Source organism: Pseudomonas sp. IPO3747 (assembly GCF_013385245.1).
Classification (GTDB): domain Bacteria; phylum Pseudomonadota; class Gammaproteobacteria; order Pseudomonadales; family Pseudomonadaceae; genus Aquipseudomonas; species Aquipseudomonas edaphica.
Genome location: NZ_JACAQL010000009.1, coordinates 22,106 through 38,645, shown reverse-complemented (window position 1 = coordinate 38,645; position 16,540 = coordinate 22,106). Strand labels below are relative to the sequence as shown.

At 62.5% G+C, this 16,540-nt stretch carries 9 protein-coding genes; 2 read left to right on the top strand and 7 right to left on the bottom strand.

Translation table 11 applies throughout. From position 1 onward, the window contains the following. Positions 1-38: 38 nt before the first annotated feature. From HX790_RS13400 to HX790_RS13390, 3 genes are all read right to left on the bottom strand, one after another. Positions 39-7,940: an Ig-like domain-containing protein gene (locus HX790_RS13400; RefSeq protein ID WP_176991657.1), complete on the bottom strand. Its 7,902-nt coding sequence runs from the start codon at positions 7,938-7,940 to the stop codon at positions 39-41. Between the two features lie 47 nt (positions 7,941-7,987). Next, on the bottom strand, positions 7,988-8,827 hold the full coding sequence (locus HX790_RS13395; RefSeq protein WP_017136602.1) for a sulfotransferase: 840 nt from the start codon (positions 8,825-8,827) through the stop codon (positions 7,988-7,990). Positions 8,828-8,938: 111 nt separating this feature from the next. After that, positions 8,939-10,552, bottom strand: coding sequence for a glycosyltransferase family 39 protein (locus tag HX790_RS13390; protein WP_176991656.1), 1,614 nt, complete (start codon positions 10,550-10,552; stop codon positions 8,939-8,941). A 199-nt stretch (positions 10,553-10,751) separates the two neighbouring features. On the opposite strand from HX790_RS13390, the gene HX790_RS13385 reads away from it, so the two are divergent. Beyond that, entirely contained in the window at positions 10,752-11,342 is a 591-nt protein-coding gene (locus HX790_RS13385) for a phage tail protein (protein ID WP_017136604.1), read from the top strand. Between the two features lie 49 nt (positions 11,343-11,391). Then, the gene (locus HX790_RS13380) at positions 11,392-11,700 is read left to right on the top strand and encodes a hypothetical protein (RefSeq protein WP_017136605.1); all 309 of its coding nucleotides are present in this window, start codon (positions 11,392-11,394) and stop codon (positions 11,698-11,700) included. On the opposite strand, the gene HX790_RS13375 is transcribed toward HX790_RS13380, so the two are convergent. The 4 genes from HX790_RS13375 to HX790_RS13360 are packed head-to-tail and all read right to left on the bottom strand — an operon-like array spanning position 11,676 to position 16,392. Beyond that, entirely contained in the window at positions 11,676-12,191 is a 516-nt protein-coding gene (locus HX790_RS13375; RefSeq protein WP_169988644.1) for a GNAT family N-acetyltransferase, read from the bottom strand. The genes HX790_RS13380 and HX790_RS13375 overlap by 25 nt on opposite strands. 15 nt (positions 12,192-12,206) lie before the next feature. Continuing rightward, positions 12,207-14,303, bottom strand: coding sequence for an HlyD family efflux transporter periplasmic adaptor subunit (locus tag HX790_RS13370; protein WP_176991655.1), 2,097 nt, complete (start codon positions 14,301-14,303; stop codon positions 12,207-12,209). Then, positions 14,303-15,622 (bottom strand): efflux RND transporter periplasmic adaptor subunit, encoded by a 1,320-nt coding sequence (locus HX790_RS13365; RefSeq protein ID WP_017136608.1) that lies wholly within the window; start codon positions 15,620-15,622, stop codon positions 14,303-14,305. The genes HX790_RS13370 and HX790_RS13365 overlap by 1 nt, the downstream gene beginning before the upstream one ends. Beyond that, positions 15,619-16,392 (bottom strand): efflux RND transporter periplasmic adaptor subunit, encoded by a 774-nt coding sequence (locus HX790_RS13360; RefSeq protein WP_026013662.1) that lies wholly within the window; start codon positions 16,390-16,392, stop codon positions 15,619-15,621. Before HX790_RS13360 ends, HX790_RS13365 begins: the two co-directional genes overlap by 4 nt. Positions 16,393-16,540 lie beyond the last annotated feature (148 nt).

Sequence of the window (16,540 nt, the reverse complement as noted above, 5' to 3'; positions counted from 1 at the left end):
GTGGACTGCCCCTGTTCCTGCGCCTTGATTTAGTGTGTTCAAGCCTGCATTTCGCTGATGCCGACTTGTTGCAGTGCGTGCGCCAGGTCAATCACCTGGCGTTGTTCGGTGTCTTTGATCTGCTGCAATTGCTGGCCGAGGGTTGGCGCGCCAAAGACGCCGCGCAGCCCATGGGCCGGATCGCCCTGGCCTTTGATCGATTGGCTGTCGAACGCCTTGAGTGAGCTGTCGTCACCGCCAGTTTCACGGTTGAACAGGCTCGACAAGGTGCTGGACCCGAACACCCCGCCATCGCCGCCGCCAAAGCCTAAAAAGCCTTTGCCGGAACCGTCGCCGACGTTATCGCTGCTGGTGAACACCTGCGCAATAAAACTCGGGCTGGTGGCGCCGCTGTTGATGAATATATCGCCCAGCGGGCGCATGCCGTCGCCCAGTACGCGCTGCTCAAACAGCGGCGCGAACGTCAGCGGTGAGCCGAGGTTGCCGGTGGGCGGGGTGAAGATGCCCGGTTGCAGCGGCAGGTACGTCGTGTTGAGCACCGGCCTTGTAACGCCGCCGGTCAAGGTCAGCGGATCGGCCGTGACCGTAACGCTGTTGATGGCATAGGCATTGGACTGGCTGATGCCCTCACCGGCGTTGCCAGCCAGGTCACGGATCGTGCTGTTGTCGACACTGATGACATTGCTGCTGTCATTGACGTTGTTGTTTGGTGTCAGGGTCGCGGTCCAGTAGTAGCCGCCCTCGCCACTTTGCAGGTTGGACAGGCTACCGTTCTGCACCTTCAGGCTGGACAGGTCGAAGCCGCGCACGGGTTCGCTGAACCAGATGAACACCTGCGTGCCCTGCCCGGCCTTGAGCTGGGTATCCGACACTTCGATGTACACCTGCGGGCCTTGGGTATCGACGGCAAAATAGCTCGAGTAGGCATACGTGTTGGCTGACGAGTTGCCTGCCGCATCCGTTACCCCTTTGCCATCCAGTACCACCGTGTCATACCAGTTCTGCAGATGATCTTTGGGCGTCAGCGTGGCGGTCCAGGTGATGCCGCCATCGACACTTTTCAGGTTGCTCAACACGCCGCTGGCGACACTCAGGTTATCCAGCTTGAGGCCCGACACTGCCTCATTGAATGTGATCGTGACGTTGGCCGTTTCGCCGCTGGCGAGTTCGGCCTTGTCGACCACAATCGTGGCGGTGGCCGGGCGGGTATCGATCGCGTAGCTGTTCGACGTACTGGTCCCCAGGCCCGCGTTGCCGCTGAGGTCATGCACCTGGGTATTGTCCAGGCTCACCACGTTGCTGGTGTCTTCGATATAGCGCTGCGGCGTGAGCGTAGCGGTCCAGGTGATGCCGCCGTCCACGCTTTTCAGGCCGCTGAGCCAGGCGTTCTGCGCCTGTGGGCTGTTGTAGAACTCAACGGCTTCACTGAAGGTAATGGTCACTGTGGCCTTCTCGCTGCCGCCCAGGCTGGTCTTGTCGACCACGATGGTGGAGGTCGGGCGTTGGGTATCGACCGTGTAGTTGCGCGAAGTGGTGATACCTGCGCCGGTGCTGCCGCCGTAGTAGGTCACGCCGGCGTTGTCGAGCCGCACCACGTTCTGGGCACTGGTGGTATTGGCAAATGGCGTCAGCGTGGCCTGCCAGCTGATACCGCCGTCATTGGTGCGCAGGTTGGAGAGCACGCCGTTGTCGGCGCTAAGGTCGCTCAGGTCAAAGTTGCTGACCGCCTTGTTGAAGTAGATAGACACCGTGCTCGTTCCACCGACCGCCAAACGCTCGGAGCTCAGGTAAACATTGGAACTGAGCGGTGTGTGGTCGACCGTGTAAGCGATCATTGAGCTGGTATCGAACGAGTAGTTGGTATTGCCGGCCAAGTCTTTGACGTAAGCCAGGGACAAACCAATCAGGTAGCTTCCCGAGGAACCCGCGCCCGGCGTCGGCGTCAATGTAGCCTGCCAGGTCACGCCACCGTCGAGGCTGTAGAACGGACTCAATGTGGCCGCTTGCAGGTTGACGATTGCGCGGTTGTCGAAGCCGGTGACCGGCTCGGAGAAGGTTACGGTGACGGTGGCGGTCTCGCCCGGTTCCAGCAACTTATCGGACAGCGTCCAGGTATACGTGGGTATAACTGTATCGACTGCAAAAACCGGCGACACCGCGTTCACAACCCCTCTATTGCCAGCGGCGTTTTGAACGCTGCTGGTGTCCAGGGTGACCACATTATTGGGGGCTGTCACGTTTGCATTCGGCGTGAATACCGCGGTGTAAAGCGAGTCGCTGTAACGGATAAATTGGCTGAAGGTGCCATTGGGGGCCTGCAGGCTGCTCAGGTTGAACCCGTACACCGCCTCGGAGAATCGCACCGTTACAATCTGTATTTCGCCCTTACCGATGACCGTGTCGTAGAGCTCGAGCGTCGCCGTAGGATGTGAAGTCTGGATGTTGAACACATTGGAGTTGGTCCAACCCGAACCGTCGTTGCCGGCAAGGTCCTTCACGCCGTAGTTATTCAGGGCAATTACATTGCTGTTGGCCTGGATGCCATCGATGGGTGTAAATACCCCAGTCCAGGTGCGCCCGCCATCGCTGGACGTTATTGTGCTGAGGCTACCGTTGCCCACCATCAGGTCACTGTTGTTGAACCCCGTCACTGGCTCCGAGAAAGTTACGGTAACGAGGCTGGTGCCACCGGCGGTCAAGAGCGGGTTGCCAATCACGATGGTGGCGGTTGGCGGCTGGGTGTCGATGCTGTAGCTGTTGGAGTCGGTGGTGCCCGTGCCCGCGTTGCCCGCCAGATCGTTGACGCCGTTGTTGTTCAGCGTGATCAGGTTGCGGGTGGCGGTGACACCGGCAGCCGGCGTGAACATTGCGGTCCAGGTGATGCCGCCGTCGCTGCTGCTCACCGCGCTCAAGGTGCCGTTGGCGAGGGTCAAGTCGGCATTGGTAAAGCCTGTGACCGCCTCGGAGAACGTCACCGTCACCTGAGTCGACTGGCCGACGGCAAGCGTCGGTTGTGCGACCACGATAGAGGCGGTTGGGCGCTGGGAATCAATCGCGTAGTTGTTGGAGTCGGTGGTGCCAGCACCGGCATTACCCGAAGCGTTTTGTACGCCACTGTTATCCAGCGTGATCAGGTTAGTGGTGTCGGAGATATTGCTGGTCGGGGTGAAGCTTGCCGTCCATGTGATACCGCCATCGCTGCTGCTGACCGCGCTCAAGGTGCCGTTCGCAATGGTCAGGTCGGCGTTGTTGAAGCCGGTGACCGCTTCGCTGAAGGTGATGGTCACCAGGGATGTCTCGCCGGCTTTGAGAACGTTATTGGCAACCACGATGCTGGCGGTCGGCAATACCGTATCGATGGTGTAGTTGCCGGAGCTGGTCGTACCGGTGCCTGCGTTACCCGCAATATCGCTGACGCCGCTGTTGTTCAGGGTGATCAGGTTGGTTGTGTCCCGAACGCCGACCGTCGGCGTGAAGGTCGCGGTCCAGATGATGCCGCCATCGCTGCTGCTGACTGCACTCAAAGCTCCGTTGGCGACGCTCAGGTCGCTGTTGTCGAAACCCGTCACCGCTTCGGAGAAGGTCACCGTGACCAGGCTGGTTTCACCGGCACTCAAGGTCGGGTCGGCTATCACGATGGTCGCGGTGGGCCGCTGGCTGTCGATTACATAGTTGTTGGAGTCGGTGGTGCCGCTGCCGGTGTTGCCGGCCAGGTCTTGCACGCCGGTATTGTCCAGGCGCACGACGTTGCTGGTATCGGTGATGCCGGCGGTCGGCGTGAGGGTCGCGGTCCAGGTCACGCCGCCATCGCTGCTGCTGACTGCGCTCAAGGTGCCGTTGGCGACCGTCAGGTCGGCATTGGTGAAACCGGTCACGGCTTCGCTGAAAGTAATGGTCACCAGCGACGTCTGGCCGACGCCGAGGGCCGCATCCGCGACCACGAGGGTGGCGGTCGGGCGTGCCGTATCAATGGCGTAGTTGTTGGAGTCAGTGGTGCCAGCGCCCGCATTGCCCGAGGCGTTTTGTACGCCGCTGTTATCCAGCGTGATCAGGTTGGTGGTGCCGGTGATATTGCTGGTCGGCGTGAAAATCGCCGTCCAGGTGATACCACCGTCGCTGCTGCTGACCGCGCTCAAGGTGCCGTTGGCAACGGTCAGGTCGGCGTTGGTGAAACCGCTCACCGCTTCGCTGAAGGTGATGGTCACCGGTGACGTCTCGCCCGCTTTGAGGGTGGCGTCGGAGACGATGATGACGGCGGTCGGCAAGAGGGTATCGATGGTGTAGTTGCCGGAGTTGGTCATGCCGGTGCCGGCGTTTCCCGCAATGTCGCTGACGCCGCTGTTGTTCAAGGTGATCAGGTTGGTGGTATCCCGCACGCCAACCGTCGGTGTGAAAGTCGCGGCCCAAGTGATGCCGCCATTGCTGCTGCTCACCGCACTCAAGGTGCCGTTGGCAACGCTTAAGTCGCTGTTGTCGAAACCCGTCACCGCTTCAGAGAAGGTCACCGTGACCAGGCTGGTTTCACCGGCACTCAAGGTCGGTTCGGCAACCACGATGGTCGCGGTCGGGCGCTGGGTATCGATGGCGTAATTGTTGGAGTCGGTAGTGCCGCTGCCGGCGTTGCCCGCCAGGTCAGAGATACCGGTATTGTCCAAGGTGATGAGGTTGGTACTGTCGGTGATGTTGCTGTTTGGCGTAAAGGTCGCAGTCCAGGTGACGCCGCCGTCGGCGCTGCTCACAACCGTCAAGGTGCCGTTGGCGATGATCAGGTCGGCGTTGGTGAAGCCGGTGATCGCTTCGCTGAAAGTGATGGTCACCTGCGAGGTAGCGCCGATTTTCAGCACATTGTCGGCCAGCACAATCGTTGCCGTCGGCCGTTGCGTGTCGATCGCGTAGTTGTTGGAGTTAGTGCTGCCCGTGCCGATGTTGCTGGCCCCGTCGCTGACGCCGGTGTTATCCAGGGTGATCAGGTTGGTGGTATCGGTAATGTTGCTGGTTGGCGTAAAGGTCGCGGTCCAGGTGATGCCACCGTTGCTGCTGCTCACGGCGGTCAAGGTGCCGTTGGCGATGGTCAGGTCGGTATTGGTGAAACCTGTGACCGCTTCGGAGAAGGTAATGGTCACCAGCGAGGTTTCGCCGAGCTTCAATGCGTTGTCAGCGACCACAATGGTTGCGGTAGGCCGCTGCGTGTCGATGACGTAGTTGTTGGAGTCGGTGGTGCCGGTGCCGGTGTTACCGGCCGCGTCGCTGACGCCGTTGTTGGCCAGGGTGATCACGTTGGTGGTGTCGGTGATGCCGGCGGTGGCCGCAAGTGTGCCGGTCCAGGTTACGCCGCCATCGCTGCTGGCAAGCCCGCTGACGGTGCCGTTGGCAACAGTAAAATCAGCCGAGGTAAGGCCGGTGACGGCCTCGCTGAAGGTGACGGTCACCAGGGATGTACCGCCGATGTTCAGCGCGGTAGTGGCCACCACGATACTGGCGGTCGGCCGCAACGTGTCGATGCCATAAGTATTGGAGGTGGTAGTGCCGGTGCCCGCGTTGGTTGCAACGTCGGTATAGAGAGCGTTGTCCAGCGTCACCACGTTGCCACTGCTGGTGTTGCCGGCGTTCGGCGTCAGGGTAGCGGTCCAGTGAATATTGTCGCTGGTGGCCAGGTTGCTCAATGTACCGTTGGTGGCCGTCATGTCGGCCAGGCTGAAACCGGATACAGCTTCGCTGAAAGTAATATTGACCGTTGAGTTGACCGTGGTGCTCAGGGTAGGCGCGACCACTGCGACAGTCGCGGTCGGCCGTGTGGTGTCGACGGTGTAGTTGTTGGACGAGGTGGTGCCAGTGCCCGCCATGCCTGTCGCCACACTGTTGATACCGGTGTTGTCGAGAACGATGTGGTTGGTGGCGCTGGTGACGCTGGCATTAGGTGTAAAAGTTGCCGTGTAGGTGATACCGCCGTCGCTGGTGTTGACCAGGCCCAGAGTACCGTTGGCAACTGTCAGGTCGGCGTTGGTAAAGCCCGTCACCGCCTGGCTGAAGGTAATGGTCACCAGTGAGGTGCTGCCGATGTGCTGGGCGGCGTTGCTGACCACGATGGTGGCGGTCGGTGCCGGGTCGTAAGCAGTGTTCGCGGTCCCGCCAATATCGTTGTACAGGCCGTTGACTGCTGTCGGTTTATTGCCGGCCACGGCGGCGGTGGACGAGCCACCGTTGCCACTGGCGCCGCTGTTGGCCGCGCCACCTAAGGCTGCGAAGTTGCTCGCCGTGATCAATACATTGCCTTTGTTCCAGATGGCACCGACACCCAGGCCACCGTCACCGCCGTTCAGCGCCGTGCCGCTGCCACTCGCCGAGCCGCCGCCACCACCGCCGCCGGCGCCGATGTTGCCGGTAATCGAACTGGTGCCGACGATGGTCAAGGTGGCGCCGCTGGCGTTGTAGATACCGCCGGCCGCTGCGCCGCCCCTGCCACCGGCACCATTCCAGCCGGAGCCACCACCACCACCGCCGATCGACAAGCCGCCAGAGGCCGCCGTGCCGCCTACGGAACCGTTGGTGTAACCGTAGATGCCAGTAGAGCCGGCACCGCCGGTGCTCGAGCCGCCGTTGCCGCCCATGGTGCGATAGCCACCGCCCGCGCCACCCTGGTTGGCGGTGCCTGCCGTGCCGGCGTAGACACCGGTTCCGCTGCCGGTAATACCACCGTGCCCGCCGTTGCCGCCGCCTACAGCACCACCACCGCCACCGGCACCGCCGACGTCGCCACCGGCCACGCCACCACCGCCGCCGCCACCCGAGGCGGCATTCGCGGTCACGCTGACGTTATTTAAGGTCAGGTTGCCGAAGTTACTGATCCCCGCGCCCAGCAAATTGCTTGCAGTAGTCCCGCTACCGCCATTGCCGCCGTTACCCGCCATCAGTCCCTTGGTAATGACCAGGCCGTCCAGGGTCGCAGTAACCCCCGAATTGACCGTGAACACCTGGGTCTTGTACTGCCCGCTGATGGTCACATCGGGCGTGCCGTTATGGTCCAGATCGCCTTCGATGGTGAGGTTCTTGGAAATCACCAACTGCGTGTTGAGGTTGACCGTCATGCCTGCGGTGCTGAACGTGACAGTATCGCCCGCCACTGCACTGCTCAGGGCCGCGCGCAGCGAGCCGACGCCACTGTCGGCGCCGTTGGTCACGGTGATCGTCGCCAGGCTGTACTGATAACCCGACATCCCCTGGTACGACAGCGCCGTGTGGCTCTCGATCGAGCCGGTGGCAACCTCCAGTGTCCAGTCGCCGCCCGTGCCAGTGCGGTTGCTGGAGGCGGCAATATCGCGCCCGGTCAGGCTGGCCAACGAGTCGACAAAGCTGATGCCTTTGTCGCCCTCGGCGGTGTTGCAGGCATAAATCAGGATATCGCCGCCGGCGTTCATGTCCTGGCCGATCTGCGCCAGTACCGCGCTGCGGGCCGTGACGTTATCGGCCGACAGGTAGGTGCTGCCCAACCACAAATCGCCCGAATTACCGTGGGCGATGATCTGCACCGAACTCACGCCTTGGTGGCTGCCCAGGTAGTCGGCGATCTGTTGCAGGCCGTCTTTGCTGGCGTCCAGTTGCACCACCTGGGTGCCGGGAGCGACGCCTTTGAGCAAGTCGGCGGAGTCTTTGACGCGCGCATCGACAAACACCACGGTCTGCCCTGGCACGGCCACGGGCGCCGGCGTAGCGGGCGCTTCGGATTGTGCATGGGTGTCTTTGCTGGCGGTGGCATGCTCGGCCGTCGGCGCCTTGGCCGCCGCGTCGGCGGTGGCATGGCTGTCGGCCTGGGCCGCATCGGCCACGGTGGCGGCGACCGCGCCGTCAAACAGCATGCGCGGTTCGAGGAACATGATCATGGGTGTCGCCAGGGTTTTAGCGCCTGGTGTTGTGTTACGTGCCTTTCCTTTGCTCCACCACATGCTGCTCACCCGTGAGTCGAAAGCGGTTACCCGTAGAAAAAACGCGATCAGTTGATCGCGGCGTCGGCTTTGGTGCGAATGACATTGGCGGCGCTCAAAGAGCCGTCGCGCCAGAATTCCATGTGTGCGTACTGCTCGAAGAGATCAGGCGGCAGGATGGTGCGGCGCGGCTGCAGCGCGACCTTGGGTTTGACCCGATGCAAGCCGCTCATGCCCAAGGCCTCGTCGAAGTCCGGCGCATCGTAACTGAGGTTGTCGAAGTCGTGCTCGAACCACGGTTCGCCGATAAATTCGTAGACCAGCCGCATCACCCGTTCAGGCGCCTGGGACAGCAGTTCGTAGTCGACGACCAGCATAGCGTCGGCGTTTTCGCCGTAGTACGCCTCTTTGAGCGCCGACCAGGCATAGCCCACCAGGCGGTTGCGCTGGCCCAGGGTCTCAACACGGCTGTAGACGGTGTTGCGTTCAACGTCGTCGTTGAACAGCCGGGTGTTCTCAAAGGGGTTGGCGCGGTACAGGCGCTCCAGGCTGTCCATGACCCAGGCGACGTTGCGCACGCAGGCAATCACTTTGGCTTGAGGAAACAGGTCATGCAGCGCGGGCATGCGCGCGCACCACTGGCGGTTGGTGTCGAAGACTACCGGGGTAGAGGCCTTGTCGGCGTAGTAGGAATCGAACAACCCGCGCAGCAAACGGCGCCGGGTATTGGGGTCGATTACTGAACCAAACTCACTGCCGGCGCTGCATTGCCCCAGCACACCGTTGAACAAGGTGCCTACAGGGCTGCTCATACCGGCGTGAAAACGCGGGTTCTGCAGCAGGATGGCAGAGAGCAGGGTTGAGCCGGAACGCGGCAACCCGGAGATAAAGTGATACTGCAATCCCATCACCACTTAGGCGGATAAAGTCCATTTATGCGCGAAGCGTAGCTGAGGATTGCAGTGCCGACTAGTGGTCATTTGCCACTATTTGGATATTCCGTTAATGCCAATTGGATATTAACGGCAGCCCTCTGGTTGCGAGGGCTCTGGACCAGCGCATACCACGAACAGCCGCGCCCGAGCGCCACCGCCGTCCTGACGCAAAAGCTCGCGCCAGCCTTCGGGAAGCGGTGCAAAATCATCCGGTGGCTCGGTGCTGCTGATCAACCACACACGGTGCGTATCGGCGGGTATGGCCGATAGACGGTCGAGGTAAATACGCCCACCGTCCTGGTCCACCAACGTACCAAAACCATAAGCATTCGGCCGGGTTGAAGTGCCGTCGGGTTTGGGCGGCGTATAGAGCTGCAATTGGGCGTCGGTCTGGTCGTAATACACGTAGCTGAGGTACCACAACATGTCGCTGAGCACGATGCGATCGTCTTCCTGGTAATTGCGGTTGACGAACTCCACCGGCACGTTGAATTGATCATGCACATCCACCGTGGCGTTGTTCTTGAGCCCCAGCAACTCAACCCCAATAAACAACACGAACAACGCCGCGCCTAGCCACGCCAGGCGCGGCGGCAGGCGGTCGATGGCCAGCGCCACCAGAATCGGCAGGCCCAGCGCGTAGACCGTGAGGTAGCGTTCGATAAACACCGATGAGATAAACGAAACGCCGTACACCAGCAGCAGCGGCAGCAAAAAGAACAAGGCCAGCAGGCACGCCGGGCGATAACGCTCGCGGTCGCGCCAGGTGGTGAAGCCCACCACGGCGATCAAGAGCAAAGGGAACAGCCAGAACAGCGGCTGCCAGAAACCGATGCCTTCATCCTGGAGTACGAACTGCCAGATCATCGAGGGCACGGACATCAGTGAAACCGGGTCTTCCCAGCCGATATCCCCCCCGGTCTTGAGTTGTTCGACGTGCTGCACCAGACCCAGCAGGTTCGGTAGCCAAGGCAGGTACAACGCCACAATCAACGCATTGGCGCCCCACCACGACGGGCGAAGGACCAGCCGCTGGCCACGCGTTTGAGAAGGCCACAGCACTGCCAGCCATACCCAATGCACCAACACACACAGGGCAGTGAAGTAATGAGTGTAGAAACCGGCCGCCATCAACAGCACATAGGCCGCCAGGTAACGCGTGCGCTCAGGCTGGCGCACCCAGTACACCAACGCCAGCGTGGCGCCCAAAAGCCACACGGCGAGCAACGAGTACATGCGCACTTCCTGGCTGTAGCGCACCGCCGTTGGGAATAGCGCCAGCAACACGCCCGCCAGCACCGCCGCGCGACGGGTGGACAGTTGCCGCGTGAGTGAGATACCCAGGCCCACCGCTAACACACCGGGCAGGGCGCTCATGCCGCGAATCGACCAGATGCCATCGCCAAACAACCCGATCCAGCCGCGCAGCATAAAGAAGTACAACGGCGGGTGCACGTCGTGGGCCGCGTGAAACCACAGGTCGTCCATGGCGTATTCGCTGAGCAACAAGCTCGAGCCTTCATCGCCCCAGATTGCCGAAGCCGTCAAGCCATAGAAACGCGCGGCCATAGCCAGCGCCAGGATTGGCACCCACCATAACCGGCTCAACCAACCGGCGCCTTCCCAGGCGGCCCAGAGGCGATTGGCTGTGGGAAATGCGCCCACTTTGTCGTCTTGCTCTACCACAGACCGTCGCACCTCAATTCCCCTAAGACCGCCCGTTACCGAGGCGAAACCTGCACATATGCAAACAAGCGCCACTCTAGGACAAAAGCCCCGGTTTCGCTCGCTGTTTTGCAACCGTCGGGCGGCGCGCAAAACCTGCGACTACGCTGTGCGATGACACCAGATCGATTGGCGTCACACACCGTAAAGCCACTACAAGGATGAACGATCCATGGAAGTATTCATCGGCACTATCCAACCCTTTGCGTTTGACTTCGCGCCCAGAGACTGGGCCTTGTGCGCCGGCCAAACCCTGCCCCTCAACCAATACCAGGCACTGTTCTCGTTGCTCGGCACGATTTACGGCGGCAATGGCGTGCAAAACTTCATGCTGCCGAACCTGCAAGGCCGCATGCCGATTGGTCAAGGCAACGGCGCGGGCCTGACGCCGCGCGTCATCGGCGAGTTCTCCGGTACCGAATCCGTGACCGCCACCCTGATTAACCTCCCGGCCCACACCCACGCCACCACACCGTTCAATGCCACCACTTCAGTACAACTGGCCATTACCGCCAGCAACCCAGTGACGACGCCCAGCGCCACCAACGCCTTTATCGGCGCTTCCGGCGGTGGGCCGGGCAGTGCTTCGATCTATTCAGACCAGCAAGGCGCCACCCCGGTCGCACTGCAGGGCGTAAGCACCGCCGTGACAGGCGGCGCGATCAGCCCCGCCGGCCAAGGCCAGCCCATGGCAACCATGAACCCCTACCTGGCGATCAACTTCAGCATTGCCTTAAACGGGATCTTTCCGTCTCGCGGTTAACCTTTGGCCGGGGCTCCTGCGTCCCGGCACTTCTGACGCGGAGCCTGTTATGTTGAACCTGGTCACTCCGGAACATTTCCGGCCATTGCTCAATCGCACCAGTGTGCTGTACTTGCCGGATGGTTCGGCGCTGCCGATTCAGGTCCAAAGCCTGACCGATGCGCCCAAAGCCAGCCTGCCGGGCAGCCCGCGCGGAGCCTTCAGGGTGTTGCTCGAAAGCCTTGCGCCTACCACGTTTGTCGACGGTTTATGCCGCTTGCCACTGGAGGGCACCTGCCTGGAGCAGGTGTTTGTGTCCCGCGAACCAGCCATGGGCCGCGACGGCCAGCGTGGTTACTTCTGCATCGTGTTCAACTGAGACGGATACCACACCAACCGCTGCGCGGCGGGCGTGGCTTCCTCCACCCGAAACCCCAGCGCCAGGTAATGCTGGCGCGCATGGGGGTTGCTCGCCCAGACCACCGTCGTCACCGGGCACACCACTTGGGTGGCAGCCTGTTGCACGCCTTGCAGCACTGCACGGCCGAAGCCTTGGCCACGGGCCGCGGGGATAAAGGCCAGGTACAACACGCGGATTTCATTGGGACCAAAATCGGCACTCAACGCGCCGATAGGAGTGCCGAGTTTTTCGACCACGTAATGCAGGGCGCCAGGAAATTGTTCGTCCATGCCCTTCTCCTGTACGTGAAATTGCTGGGCAATCACTTCGTTCACCAGCGCCTGCTCGCCGTCGATCCACTGCAAATCCGCCCGCGCCGAGCGGTAGAGGCTGTGTAAAAACGGCCCGTCACTGCTGCGTGACGGGCGCACCTCCAAGCCCTGGGCCAAGGCACCATCCTTGTTCAACATTGCGCTGCACTCCTGTCAGAAACCGCTTTCCCTCACACCCAACGCCGCGGCGCGCCGCCAGGCTACACCCAGCACTGACTCGCTGCGCCCTTGCAACACCACCATGCCGCGCAACGGCTGATGCGGCGTGTCGATAGGCTGCAGGCTTTGCAATCGCGCACCGTACTGAGCCTGCACCGGCTCCGGGCGCTGGTTTTCATCGCGGCGCACGGCAATCGGCCCGTGGTGGTCGGACGCCAGTGCCTCCTGGTCCAGGTAGGCCACGCCATTGACGTCAATATCGGTCAACTCCACCGCGATCGCCGCATGCATCGGGTCATCAGCGATAAACCGCCCGGTCGCCCCCGGCGCCACCCGCCACAACTCGGCTTCGGCGAGGTAACCGCGCAGCCGTGCGCCGTCTTCCACCACTTGCGCCAATGGGTCTTTAGGCGACAACCAACGGCCCACGCTTAATTGCGGCAGCAGGTCGCGCACGGTGCCGGCATGTGGCGCGCGTAACAGCAGGCGTTCGCGCTGGGCAGCCAAACCCCGGTATTCGGCCAGCGCCTGGGACAGGCGCTGATCGTTGATCCCGGCATCCGCTGCGGTTTCGCTGCGCCCGGCCTGGCGGCGCATCTGCAACTGCAGGATGTCGACTTCGCGGCGCACGATGCTTTGCCGCGCGTCCAGGTCCGGTGACTCCAATTCGATCAACACCTGGCCCTGGCTTACCACCTGCCCGTCCACCACCGACAAGGCCTTGACCCGCGCGGCCACCGGCGCATGCAAGGCACTCGAGCGCCCCGCTTCGAGCATGGCCGGCAACTCCACAGCGCTGCGCCACGGCAGCACCAGCGCCAGCACGATCAACAGCAAAGCCAAGCCGCTGAGCAACACGCGTGGCGCGTGAGCCTGGCTGCGGCGACTCCACCATTCGCGCCATTCCTTGAAGATCGGCAGGAAGATAAACCACACCAACTCCACCAGCATCAGGAAGATCCCGAGCAGCTTGAAGAACAGGTGATACACCGCCAGCGCAATTCCCAAAAACAGCGCCGCGCGCCACAGCCAGGCCAGGTAACCCCAACTCAACAGCCGCCGCTGCATCTTCGGCGACCAAGGCTCCGGCGCCGGTTCGCCGTAGCCGAACAGCCACTCACGCAGACGCCAACGGCACAGCGCAAAGGCACGGCCTTGCAGGTTGTCGACGCCCCACAAGTCACTGATCAAAAAGTAACCATCAAAGCGCATAAAGGGGTTGAGGTTGATCGCCAAGGTGGTCAGCCAGGTCGCGCTGGCCAGCATGAACGCCGCCGTGCGCGCCGGCCCGTCGGGCAGCAGCGACCAGGCCAGCAAGGCGATGCAGGCCAGCAGCAACTCGGCCATCACCCCGCCGGCGCCGATCATCAAGCGCGAGCGGCGGTCGTTGACCCGCCAGGCATCGCTCACGTCGGTGTAGAACATCGGCAGCAACACCATGAACGCCACGCCCATGCTTTGCACTCGGCAACCGGCGCGCTTGGCCATGAAGGCATGGCCGAATTCATGGCACAGTTTGGCAAAGAACAGCGCCACGCCGAACGCCAAGGCACCGCCGAGGCTGAACAGGTGCGGGAAGGTCGCCAGGAAGCGCTGCCAGTCACGCGCCACCAGAAACACGCCCAGGCCGAGGATGATCGGCAAGCCATAGCGCAACAAACCCGGCCCGAAACGCGCGAGCCACGGCCACGCTCGGTTGAGAAACGCGTCCGGGCGCCACAGCGGAATGCGAAAAAACAGGTACTGGTGCAGCGCTATCTGCCACAGGCTTTGCTTGCGGGCGGCGGCCTTGTAGAGGTAACTGTCGCGCTGCTGCGGGTCGAGGGCGGCGATCAGGTCGTGGGCGCGAAGGAAACTCAGCAGCTCCTCCAATTCACTGCCACCCAACGGCAAGCCCGGCTCACGGTTGGCCGCTTGCAGGACGCGTTCCGGGTCGCCCAGGGACCAGTGGCGCAGCAAGCGAATGGCGGTGGCGCCGAGTTTGAAATAGCGCCCGCGCACGGGGTCGGCCAAGGTCCAGCGCGGCGAGCCGTCCAGGGCCGCGCCGGCGCTGGACAGTTGCAGGTCTTCACGCAGTTTGGGCAGGCTCATCAGAGGCCCACGCTCTGGCGCAGGCCCGCCAGCGGCCGGCGTAACAGGTACAGCGCCAGTGGCGCGCGGTCGCCATAGATCTTAGCCGTACCACGCAGGCCGATACGCGGCGGGGCTTCATCGAACTGCGCATCCAGGCGATAAGCCAACTGGCCGCCCGGCGAGGGCTGCGCTTCGTAGGCCGCCCGCTGCAGAGTCGCCAGGTGGCGTTGCAACGGGTCACTGTCGAGGAACAGCGCGACCTGCGCATTCGGCTCCAGGGCAATCGCATCGCCCACCGCCAATTCGATGCGCAACTCGGCTTGGGCCGGGTCTGCAATCTGCAGCAGGCGCTCGCCGGTCTGCACGGGTTTGCCGGTCCAGCGCTCGGCGTCGGCAAACACGGCGATGCCGTCGCGCTCGGCGCGTACTTCGCTGCGTTTGAGCAGTTCGCGGGCGTAATCACGTTCGGCGCGTTTTTGCTCGACCCGGGCCGCCAGCAGGTCAATGCGCGAGTTGGATTCAGCATCGGCAAAGGCACGTTGGGAATTGGCCTTGAGCTCGGCTTCGGCCACGCCCAAGGCGCGCGCCGCCACATCCGCCTGGGCGGTGAGCGTGGTGCTTTCAAAACGCAGCAGCAGGTCGCCGGTCTTCACCGTTTGGTTGGGCTTGACCAGAAACTCGGCGATCACCCCATCCAACGGCGCCGCCACCACTTGCCCGGCCAGTGGCACTACTTCAGCCGGCGCCAATACTGATTGGCGCACTGGAATCAGCAGCATCAGCAGCAACCCGATCACCACCAGCACTTGACGCTTGCGGGTCAGGCGCAACCGCCACGGCTGACGCGGTTGCAGCGCGTGCCAGGCGTGGCTATAGGTGTCGCCCAACTGCGCCAGCAAGACTTGCTCAGCCGGGCTCCACGGTGTATCACGCGCCAGCCACAGGCCGCCAAACACCCGGCCCTGCGGGTCGATCAACGGCAACCAGAACACATGCCCGGCGGACAGGCTTTGCCAATCGGCCTGTATCGCGCCGCTCAACTGTTCAGCCGGGACCATGCGTGCCGTCTGGCCCAGCGCCTGCTTGTGCAACTGCGCCACCGCTTGCTCGACGAACGCCACGAATGGCGCGTTCGGGTCGACGCTGCTCACCGCCGTCACCGCCTGCACTTTGCCAGCAATCAACAGCGCCGCATGCCGATAGCCAAACAGTGGCTGGCCGTCATTGACCAGGCTGTAGGCCAGTTGCTCGGTGGTGCGCGCCGCGCGGGTCTGGCGCTCCAGCTCCAGAAACTGCGCGAACACCCGCTCGAGGTGCCCCGGTATCGGTGCGTTCATTGCAATTGCGCAAAGTGAGCGGTGCCGCTCATGCCAGCCATCAAGCCAGATGCATTGGGCAAGGTGGCGACCAGCAACAGGGTTTGGCTACCCTCGTCAATGCGCGCGCCGAGGCGTTTAACCGTGGCACTGAACGCTTGGCCGGTTTCGTCAGGGGTGAAGTCGAAGGTCTGGCCGGGCTTGAGTTTACCCATCCAGCGCGACGGCACCAGCAGGTGAATTTCGAGGCTATGGTTGTCGACGATTTCCAGCAGTGGCGCCCCGGCCGACACGCTTTCATAACGCTGGACCTTGCGCTGCACCACTTGGCCATCAAACGGCGCCAGCACGCTGCAGCGCTTGACCTGCACTTGGTACACCTGCGACTGGGCCTGGGTTTCGGTGAGCTTGGCTTCGGCGCGAGCCACTTCAAAGCGCCCCACCGAATTAAGCGCCGCCAGTTGTTTGTTGTGAGCCAATTCCTCACCGGCCCCTCGGCTGGCGGCCTGGGCAGCATTCAACTGGGCCTGATAGGCGGAGCAATCGAAACGCGCCAGAGTCTCGCCCTTTTTGAACGACTCGCCTTCGCTGAACGGCAACTCGACGATTCGCCCGGACAACTCGCTGGCCAGCATCGCCTGGTCGCGAGCCCGTAACACACCGCGTGCTTCACTGCCGTTGCCGGCGGTTGCCGCCGGTGGGTGATCCAACAGCGGATCGTCCGCCGCCGCCAGTTGCGCCACGCCCATCAGACACGATATCCCTAACACCCAGCTCCGCAACTGCACCATACGTTTACAACTCCCTGATGATGCCGGGCAGTCTAGGGCAGCAAGATCAAATTGCCACTACCCCACAGCCGACAAATCTGAATTTATTGTAGGGGGCCGCCGACGTATTTGCAGGCGTGCGTTATTATTGCGTCCTTCAAAGGACTCA

Coding starts and splice junctions, on each gene's coding strand:
- HX790_RS13400 (WP_176991657.1), bottom strand. CDS start 7,940: ATGTGGTGGAGCAAAGGAAAGGCACGTAACACAACACCAGGCGCTAAA.
- HX790_RS13395 (WP_017136602.1), bottom strand. CDS start 8,827: ATGGGATTGCAGTATCACTTTATCTCCGGGTTGCCGCGTTCCGGCTCA.
- HX790_RS13375 (WP_169988644.1), bottom strand. CDS start 12,191: ATGTTGAACAAGGATGGTGCCTTGGCCCAGGGCTTGGAGGTGCGCCCG.
- HX790_RS13360 (WP_026013662.1), bottom strand. CDS start 16,392: ATGGTGCAGTTGCGGAGCTGGGTGTTAGGGATATCGTGTCTGATGGGC.
- HX790_RS13370 (WP_176991655.1), bottom strand. CDS start 14,303: ATGAGCCTGCCCAAACTGCGTGAAGACCTGCAACTGTCCAGCGCCGGC.
- HX790_RS13380 (WP_017136605.1), top strand. CDS start 11,392: ATGTTGAACCTGGTCACTCCGGAACATTTCCGGCCATTGCTCAATCGC.
- HX790_RS13385 (WP_017136604.1), top strand. CDS start 10,752: ATGGAAGTATTCATCGGCACTATCCAACCCTTTGCGTTTGACTTCGCG.
- HX790_RS13365 (WP_017136608.1), bottom strand. CDS start 15,622: ATGAACGCACCGATACCGGGGCACCTCGAGCGGGTGTTCGCGCAGTTT.